5 protein-coding genes and 1 pseudogene are annotated in these 10,241 nt (G+C 46.7%); all 6 read right to left on the reverse strand.

The annotated features are described in order from the left end of the window. Positions 1 to 393: 393 nt before the first annotated feature. Positions 394 to 1,236: a S1 family peptidase gene (locus MJ770_RS14730; protein ID WP_239255922.1), complete on the reverse strand. Its 843-nt coding sequence runs from the start codon at positions 1,234 to 1,236 to the stop codon at positions 394 to 396. A gap of 130 nt (positions 1,237 to 1,366) precedes the next feature. After that, a complete protein-coding gene (locus MJ770_RS14735) occupies positions 1,367 to 4,675 on the reverse strand; it encodes a UvrD-helicase domain-containing protein (protein WP_239255924.1) in 3,309 nt (1,102 codons plus the stop codon). Then, entirely contained in the window at positions 4,665 to 7,457 is a 2,793-nt protein-coding gene (locus tag MJ770_RS14740) for a PD-(D/E)XK nuclease family protein (protein ID WP_239255926.1), read from the reverse strand. Before MJ770_RS14740 ends, MJ770_RS14735 begins: the two co-directional genes overlap by 11 nt. Before the next feature lie 327 nt (positions 7,458 to 7,784). Next, positions 7,785 to 8,105 (reverse strand): annotated as a pseudogene (fdxA, locus tag MJ770_RS14745) (ferredoxin FdxA); the annotation flags it as partial. Between the two features lie 287 nt (positions 8,106 to 8,392). Next, positions 8,393 to 9,205 carry a GTP cyclohydrolase FolE2 gene (gene folE2 / locus MJ770_RS14750; RefSeq protein WP_239255928.1) on the reverse strand — a complete coding sequence of 271 codons (813 nt, stop codon included), beginning with the start codon at positions 9,203 to 9,205 and terminating at the stop codon, positions 8,393 to 8,395. A gap of 282 nt (positions 9,206 to 9,487) precedes the next feature. Beyond that, positions 9,488 to 10,147, reverse strand: a complete 660-nt coding sequence (locus MJ770_RS14755; protein ID WP_239255930.1) for a peroxiredoxin — start codon at positions 10,145 to 10,147, stop codon at positions 9,488 to 9,490. Positions 10,148 to 10,241: the final 94 nt, after the last annotated feature.

Below are 10,241 nucleotides of genomic sequence, written 5' to 3' on the forward strand. Positions count from 1 at the left end.
TGGCGAGCCGCCGCTTTGCAGCTTTCCTTTTTACCCCGTTGCTAAAATTACGGGGATACTCAAAAAAAATTATCGTTTACATATCAAATATATTCCGCTCTTCAACTTTTTACTCGTGCCTTGTATTGCTTAGAAACTTGGGTTTTTAGAGGCGTCCTCTAAATCGGGTTTGGATCGTTGCTGACGCCGTCATGAGGCATCTATAGGATTTCAGGGTTTGCAGGATTTATGAACCACATTACCTCTACTTGTTTGATATGAAATCGTATAGAAGTGATTCTGCCAAGTCAGGTTTTCCATCATTTATCCATATTTAGATATAAATATGTTTTTTAACTAATGCGTCACCACACAAAGCAATGACGACTTTCTAACACAGATAAGCCAAAGCATTTATTGCTTCATGATTGCATGGATATATTTGCTGGGAATGGCATATGAAATACCACTCGGATCGGTTAACACATTTTCTTTAGTGGCTTTTACGAATACCATATTAATGACGCCCAATACCTTGCCAGTCTTAGGATCAAACAGCGGGCTTCCACTATTCCCGGGATATGCAGTTCCATCCAGTTGAAAAACAGAATAGGGTGCGCGGAGCCGCTTGATTGTTTTGATGTCCAGCCGTTTTGAGGTTAATGCTGGGATGACGATAGGAGTAATAGCCGAAATTATGGCTTGGTGCGTCACCGGGTAAAGTCCCAAGACCATGCCAATGGGAAATCCAGTAAACGCAACTGCTTCCCCCTCTTTGACAGTATTCGAATCCCCGATCACCAAAGCTGGTAAGGGTTGGCCACTAATTTTTAACAGCGCCAAATCATGCTCGAGGTCAATCTTGACTATAGTTGCTGAGCGAGCGTTGGCTGAGGCACCGCGATCAACAAAAACAGCTAACGATTCTTTTTTTTCCGTTTGTAAATCTCGCGGAACGACATGAGCATTGGTAATAATATGATTGCCATCACCTACAACAAATCCAGTTCCAAGAAAATTGGCTGGTGGTGCGCGAGTATGTAATATGGTTCCGATAGCTACTATGGAAGGCCTGACCATTTCTATAGTTTGGGGAAGTTCGGCCGCGGATGCATTGCCGAAATGACAATATAGAGTTAAAAAATAGGTGCATATGAATCTAGCAGTGAATTGTTTTGTTCGACTGGCAAGCAAGAACCTGACTACCTTCAAATTTTTTTCCATACGCTTTAACTTAGTAATGTTTTTGATTGACATAGCACATACTATCATCAGAGTTTCCCGCTTGGACAGCAAGCGAGAAAAGGTCGCCTCAAAAAATTCAAGTTTGCGAGCAGCCGACTGGAGTAACCGCCGGCATCACCAAGTATTATTACGACTTTGTTCATCAAGTACTGATCTCACTTAGCGTCCCATCCGAAAATATCAACGCACAACGAACTATTTTTTCAGCATATACGGTCTGCATCGCGACACGATATTCCTGCATCTGAACAATATGAATTCCAGAACTTGAAATGGCGCCGCTCTTGTAATCGAGTACCCATACTTCGTCGTCAAACTCCACCAGCCGGTCTATACGCCGCAGTTCGCCACGCGCATTGACATAAGGCATTTCATTGTAGGCCTTACAGTAACACTGAGGGTCAAAGAAACGTTGTAATGTCGGCAATGTCAACAGATGCTGTGCTTGTTGCCAAAGTGAATCCATATCGTCGGACGAGATGCCGTGCTGCAATTGCAGCGCTGCCTTGTCAGTTATTTCTCTTTTTTTAAATTCATCTGCTGTGAGTAGGATGGGAATGTCTGGCGATGATGCGCTTAGATGTTGCAGCAACGTGTGCAACCAAGTGCCTTGCCGCTGAGCAGCGTTGGAACGCACTATGCGCTGACCAGTGGGAAATGGGTGCAATAATGCCACATCGATATCAACAGCAACTGAGGGTAAAACAGGAACAAGATTATCGGCCGCATTCAGCAAAGGATTATCCTCCTCCTCCACAGTCGTCGCGATACGGTCATACCAGGAAGCTTCTTTTAATTCGCCATTCCCACTCACTAGCAGCGCTTGTTTCGCACGCGTCATGGCGACATACAGTAAATTCATTTCTTCACGCCGAATGTAATCTTCTTCAGCATCAAAATAAGCCGTTCGCTTGGCACCGCGTTTTCGTTTATCAGTAAAAAGCGAGAAATGCACTGGTTGTGGTGCGTTGGGTGGCCAATCGAGCAACACGCTATAGCTGTCTGGTTTACGATGCGTATCGTTTGCATCAAGCAGCCACACGATGGGTGCCTCCAGCCCCTTGGCCTCATGCACGGTGAAAATGCGCACGGCATTACCGACTTCACCAACCTTGCCCTCGTCCGGCGATTCATTGTTGTCAGCTAAGCGAAGTTCTCTAAGCTCAGCAAGGAAACGTGGCAAACTGGGATAGCGTCCGGCATCCACATTCAGCGCAATCTCCATAAAGGCTTGCAAGTTGGCGCGAATCGTTTCATGCATTTCGACAGGCAGCGCAGCTTCATATCGATGCAACAAATCACCTTCAAAATAGATGCGATCAAGCAGATCGTGAACTGGCAACTTGTCGGCGCGATCCAGCCAGTTATTTAGCAGGCGATACGCACGCGACAATTCGGCAGTCGCTGCGTCGTTCTGTACACATCGTTGCAGCCGTGACCACCAGTTACCACCGATTTCTTCTTGAGCCAATTGCATTAAATCGCTATCGGAACACGCGAAAAAGGGTGAACGCAGAACTTGCGCTAATTCTAAATCAGCGAATGGGGTGATCAAAAAGGTCAGTAAAGCCTGTATATCTTCTGCTTCCAGCGTGTCCAGCAACCCGCCGCGTCGCGAAGTTAAGAAGGGAATGCGGCAAGTACGCAAAGCGCTTTCATACACTCGTAAATGGGTGCGTTTGCGTACTAACACCATAATGTCAGCGTATTCTGCGCGTCGCACTGTGCCGTCTGCATTATGCACACTCCAGCGCGCCACGATGTCGGCGATGCCAGCGGCAAACTGCTGCGCTTCTGCTTCACGCTCGCCAGTTGCTTGTTCGATACGCGCTTCCAGTAAAGGGTTTCGCAACCAACGAGATCTACTAAATATGTCAATTTCGACCGAATTTTCAACTAACGCTAGCGGCAGGGCAGCGACGAAACCAGGTAAGTTTGTGTGATGCGCGATGTGTGTTTCAAAATCTATGAAACCATCTGGCTGTGCATCAAACACACTATTTACGGCTTGCAACACCTTTGGGGCATTGCGCCGAGTGATATTCTGGCTAAGGTAATGTGCGCCAAATTCTTGTTGCAGCCATACACGTACTTCTCCGAACAGACGCGCATCTGCACGACGAAAGCGGTAAATTGATTGCTTTGGATCACCCACCACAAAAACGGTTGGTCGCGATTCAACGGCAGCAGATGCAGCAAACCAAGCTTGCAAAATCTGCCATTGCACCGGGTTGGTATCCTGGAACTCGTCCAGCAAAACATGTTTGTAGCGGGTATCCAATTTGTACTGCATATACTCGGCACAATCGCTCTGATTGAGCAGGCAGCATACCTGCCATTCCACATCAGTGAAATCCATTAACTGCTGACGTAGTTTCAAATCTTGATAATGCTGCAGCAATGCTGCTCCGCAGTGCAACGCAGCCTGATTCATACGTAGCGCTTCGCGCTCTGTCAAGGCGTCACGTACGGACTGCAGAGATTCGAAAATGGCACAACAAAGGCTGGTATAGCGCTCTTCGTCCTGCCCTTTATTTGCTTTGAGTTTGCGAGGCTCATCATTCTTGGTATAAAGCCCATCACTGAGTGCTTTAAAACGCGCGTGTACATCCTGTAAAAGTAAAGTATCAGCCAGCATGCGTGCAACTTTCTGTTGCGCTGCCGAGCCGCTTTGCAACAAGCTTGAAAAGGACTCTACAATTAATTCAAAATCTTTATCCTGCAGTACCGCAAGCGGGTCATCCGCAGGATTAACGTCAAGCTTGATACGGAGTTGCTCTATCGCATAGCCCACTGCGTCGTCCTGACCGCTGGTATAAGCCCACCATTCGGCTCGCTTCTGTACAAAATTCTTCAGCAACGCGCGCGTATTGTGCAAACCATATTCGGCAAATAACCACTGCATCTCTTGAGCAGTTACCTCGTCGGGTGCAGCACGAAGACTATCGGCAAACATTTGCCATGCTTCCTCATACAGCGCCGAAGTACGCTCCAGCAATTGCATCCCTATGAGCAAATCAGCATTCAATGGTGCGCGCTGAATGATCTGCATGAACCAGCCGTGAAAAGTATTGATGGTAATAGCAGGTTGCGCCAATAAACATTCGCGATACAGACTTCGCGCGCGCGTCAGCAGGTTGTCGTTTACATCGTGCAGTTCGCGCTCCATAAGAAAAGCACGTACAGCAGTGTCATCTTGTGTGGCAAGAAAATGTAACCATTCGTGCAAGCGCGCCTGCATTTCTTGAGCAGCTTTTCGAGTGAACGTGATGGCTAAAATTTCTCCAGGTCTAACACCGCTCAACAGCAAGCGCAGAATTCGTGACACCAGCAGCCAGGTTTTGCCACTGCCCGCGCAGGCTTCCACGACAACGCTGTGCTGAGGGTTGAGAGCAATGAAATTTTTCATCTCATGCTTCATCTTGTCAGCGGCTTTTTCATTAGCGCTCATTCCATTCCGATTTCCGGCATAGCCCGCGCATTTCGCAATACTGGCATGCCTCTGTCACTCCATGCGCGGGCAATGCCACGCCACTGCGCATCTGTGCAAACACTTCCAACAGGCGCTCGATGTTTGCCTGTGCCAGTTCAGCCACGTCCTGTGGCGGCTCTACTGTAATTACTTTGTCTTTTTCGATGCTAATAAAGGCGGCTGCATCAGTCTCATACACGAAAGCATAACAAGCCAACTGCACGTCCTCGCCTGCTTCTTTAAGCTTATTGCGTAGCCTGGTCGCATCCATCATCTTGTAATCCAGCACGCGCACTGCATTCCTTCCATCGGACTGCACATCTACACGATCTAACCGTCCATGCATAAGCAAATCAGCAGTCAATGGCAACTCGAATGGCACTTCTCCACTTTGATATCGCCAACCTTCTGCTTCAATTTCTATCTGCGTCTCCAGATAGAAGGGAATTGCTTGCTGCCAACGCAACAGCCAGGCACGTGCCAAATAATCGCGTTGTATAGCAGGTGCAAAAACCTCTGCACTGATGCGTAGCAGGGCCGAATCCAGATCGGCGAGCAGATGATTGCTGAGTATCTGATATTGATCATGGAAGCGCCGAAGGATGTCATGTGCCCATTCTCCATAATCACGCTTTTCCACATCTTCACGTACCTCATCCATTTCATTGAGGTGCAAGACATGGCGAGCATAAAATTGATAGGGACAAGCCACCAGGCTGTTATAACCGCTAGCTGAAATACGTCTCGGAATAAGATCTGACAGCGCGACTGGTGCGGGCATAACTGCCGCAGGCGGTAGTGGGAATTTTGCACTACGCACTTGTGTATTTTCAAGCAGCGTATCCCATTCACCTTTCTTTATAGTTAGATCGTCTCCATAAGCCAACTCGTGCAAAGCACGTAACATTTCGAAACAGGGGCTTAACAAATTTGCTTCGCCACTTTTGCTGGCTTGCCAGGTAACCAGAATGGTGTCATTCATAGCGAGCAATGCGAGTAAATCATCGCGTTGCTGTGCCAAATTCACTTCGCGCGTCGGCAAGCCCAGTGTGGTTCGCACTGCATCATTGAACCACCGTCCGTTGTTGTCAGTGCTCGGTAGATGTGCCGCATCACAGCCGAGCATCAGCACTGCGTCAAAGCTGCGCCAGCGTGTCGCGGCAAGATGGGTGAGTACAACCGGGCTGTCGATCGTTAAATCACGGAAAGTATGCTCATCGAGTTGTTGTGCCAGCCAATGCCGCCAATCGATCAGGCTGACGCGTGCGGTATCGGCATGTAGTTCACGCTGCCAGTTTTGCAGTGCCTGCAGTAACTGTATGCCGGCATCATCCCTGTTTAGCCCCTGCACTATGCCGAGAATCTTTAAGCTAGAGTAAAGTGCGCATAGCCAGCCGGACAGCGTGTCGTTTTTTTTATGCCAAACCTCCGTCGCCTGACGCAACCGCATCAGTGCCTCCCGCATTTCAACATCATCCTGCGTCAAATCGAAAAATGTTTCCAGATGAGCCACCACGCCATGCCTGCGCACCAATTGCTCAAGCTGATACACCGTCTGCTTACGCTCATGCACGGCTTGATCGGCAAAGATAAATGGCGATTTAAGCAGATCGAGTAAGTCCTGATAATAGAAATCACTTTGCAGCGCATCCAGCCAGCGCATTAACACCGTACTCACCGATAACGTGGAGAATTTCCAGCCTGTTTCATCACATACCAGCACGTCAGCGCGCTCTAGCAAAGCACGCATACGCCTTGCGACTATGCGGTCTTGTGCGACGATGGCTATCTTTTTTTTACCTGCAAGTAACCAGCGCCGTATCTGAACTTCGGCGGCTCGTGCTTCCTGCTCCAAACCATGAGCGCCAAAAAATTGCAGGCGGTGCCCCAATGTAGCGTGAGGGAAATGTTTTTGCAGGTGAATAGCTTGCTCGCGCAACGACAGGGTATCCATCTCCTCCGCTTTCTCCTGTGCGTTATCTTGTATCCCACTCTCGTTTTTAGTCGGGGTACGGTCAGGAAAATTAGGCCGGCTGGAGGCGATGATGCGCATCACTGCACATTCTGGCAGTCGTGATGACATCTCACGCAAATCAATAATCATCACGGGTGCGCGTTTACGGTACGCTTCCAGGAAGGATGTTTCAGTCGCAGCAAGTGAAGAAGTCAATAACACATACAGCGGTAATTCGGCTTGCTGTGCGAGTTGAGTCAAACTTTGCTGATAGGCGCGTGGAGAATCAAGTTCGCCGCAATTGTTCATCGCATACCATAGTTCATACACTACGCGTGCTTCGAACTGCATGGCTGTGCCACGCTTGGACTGATAGGCTTGTTCCAATTGCGATAGAAAATCTTCGGTATTTTGGGGCAGCTTGACATGGTGGTGTGTCAGCTCATCCAGCAAAATCAACAGCTCGCGTGCGATGCTCCATAGGTCAGCATCTGCAAACCATCCTCGAGCACGCAATGCCTGATACAAAGTGGTAATACGACAAGTATCGGGAGTAAAAGATAGTGTGCAGGGAACGGACTGAACCCAATCATTGAGCGTGACCATCTGTGGCAATAAAACTGCAGGCAGGTTGGACACTCGTGCCAAACTTTGCGCCAAGGGTTGTGACACATGATAATTGGGCAACAACACCCTGGTACGGCGTAGATCAGGTAGTTCGTGAGAGTGCTGCGTCAGAATGACACGTGCGACAGAATCAAAAAAAGTTGCGGCGGTTGACGTATTACTTTGCGGTATCGGGTTCAACGTTTATTACCTGTATCGCCATTCCCGTGCCGGCAAGAAACACCATGCTTATCGATTGAAAGATAAATATAATGACGTACCCAGTGATGTGCCGTGCAGACTTATGTCCTTCATTACTGCTTGTGTTGAAAATGAAGAACTATAAGCCTTTAGCTATGCCACTGAATCAATAAATACGAGGGATGCGCTAATCTTTGCAGGTCTCTTTCAGTGGCAAGAAGTATTTTAGCGCATCAACAATTTTTCCATTCCGGTCAAGCCATCCTCGTCTTTGCCATCCTTCGAACCACCAGGATAGTTCCGTTCTTCCTCGCCAGGCGCATATTCTCTCTCCAACAAATGCAGTTTGTCTTTTACGTCTTTCCAGTCATCTGCATCGGCAGGTGGTTCTTTTTTCTCGACAATACACTTCCATATCCCACATAGTTCTGCATTTAGCGCGGTAAACTCTCGCTGATCTTCAGGGAGGTCATCCTCTGCATAAATTGCATTGACTGGACATTCGGCAACACACAGGGTGCAGTCTATGCATTCATCCGGATCAATCACCAAACTGTTCGGTCCCTCGTAGAAGCAATCCACAGGACAAACTTCAACACAATCAGTGTATTTGCATTTGATACAGGCTTCGGTAACTACGTAAGTCATGGATTAAAACTCCTATTGAAATATATTCGCCATTTTAAACAAAATACAGGTCAGTGTCAGCTATAGCGACCTAATTATTCAATCTGGCGACTTGTCGAACTTCGGGTGATATTGCCACATAATACGCATCTGATAATAATCAATTCGATACGAACGAAATTAAGGGGCATTTAAAAATTTAATTTTGCAAGCAGCCGCGTCGCAGCTTGCCTGCTTGCCCCGTTGCCAGGCAAGGCGCGCGTAAAAAATTGAATGCATTATATACTTGATATCTCGGTGACTATTTTTTATAGCGCTTTCTCCATACTTTTATCCCATTCTATCAATGCATAGGCTGAATGATTATGTATGGATTCAAAATTCTCAGACTCAACCACATACGCCTCTATGCGTTCGTCGCGATTGAGTGTTGCCGCAACATCGCGCACCATATCTTCAACGAACTTGGGGTTATCATAAGCTCGCTCAGTGACAAACTTTTCATCTGGACGCTTAAGTAGACCATAAAGTTCGCTGGATGCCTGCTCTTCAGCATAACTCACTACTTCCTCTATCCATACAGAGCTACTGGTACGCACGGTAATAGTCACATGCGAACGTTGATTGTGCGCGCCACGTTCAGATATTTTTTTAGAGCATGGGCACAAGCTGGTTACCGGTACTAACACCTTCATGGTGAAGCTATATTTGCCGTTGTTAATTTCGCCAATAAAGGTAACGTCGTAATCCAGCAAACTCTGCACGCCAGATATCGGGGCAGTCTTATTTATAAAATAAGGGAAGCTCATTTCGATGTGGCCGGACTGAGCCTCTAACTTCTCAATCATCTCGCGTAGAATATCTTCAAATGATTCTACTGAGATCTCCCGCCCATGATGGTTGAGTATTTCGACAAAACGCGACATGTGCGTGCCTTTGAAGTTGTGCGGCAGGTGCACATACATATTAAAAGTGGCCACCGTGTGCTGCACCCCAATGCTTTTGTCTTTAACTTGTACCGGATGACGAATGCTCTTGATGCCGACTTTATTGATCGCCAATTGGCGCGTATCAGCCATGTTTTGTACATCAGGAATATGTGTAGTCTGGGGAGGGGGCATGATTGGAAAATTTAATAACTAGAAATACAAAAATCGGAAAAATATAATACGCTAACATAGTCTGTAGCGTTATCTATCAATATCTTACTAATGAAAATAGCAGCTATTAATAGTCGGCGTGTTAACGTAGCTTGGATGCAGACAAAAATATTCTGATCCCATCAAGCTAAATGCGCAGAAATCAGAGCATTTTAAGATAATTGAAAAATTTAATACGACAGCGTTAAAGTTAAACCTTATTAAGCCCCCTGTAAAAACAGAGGGCTTTGTAGAAATTACCTTCTAACGCGGCTGTTTTACTATACGTAGATATGGCTTAACAGTTTTCCAACCTTCTGGGAACATTGTTTTGGCTTCATCATCAGATACCGCAGGTACGATAATTACGTCCTCGCCATCTTTCCAATTGACAGGTGTCGCAACTTTAGATCTGGCGGTTAACTGCATGGAATCCAGAACACGTAAAATTTCATCAAAATTACGACCTGTGGACATTGGGTATGTCAGCATCAGTTTAATTTTTTTGTCCGGACCAATAATGAAAACTGAACGTACAGTTGCATTTGTAGCCGCAGTGCGCCCCTCAGATGTACCAGTTTCTTCTGCCGGTAACATATTATAAAGCTTCGCTACAGTTAAGTTTTCATCTCCGATCATAGGATAATTAACCGCATGACCTTGTGTTTCTTCAATATCTTTTGCCCATTTTTCATGATTGCCCACTGGGTCTACGCTTAATCCAATTATTCGGCAGTTACGTTTTTTAAATTCCGGCTCCAGCTTTGCCATATACCCTAATTCAGTTGTACATACTGGCGTAAAGTCTTTTGGATGAGAAAATAGTATCGCCCAGCCGTTGCCGATCCACTCATGGAAATTAATGGTGCCTTGAGTTGTGGGAGCAGTAAAATCTGGTGCTGTATCATTAATTCGTAGTGACATGGTTAATCCTCCATTTATATTCGAAAATTATGTCGTGACATCTCTTGCTGCTGCATATTGATGACACACTTATTCTGTGTAATCAAATATATTT

Origin of the sequence: Candidatus Nitrotoga sp. M5 (assembly GCF_927904885.1) — a bacterium.
GTDB lineage: Bacteria > Pseudomonadota > Gammaproteobacteria > Burkholderiales > Gallionellaceae > Nitrotoga.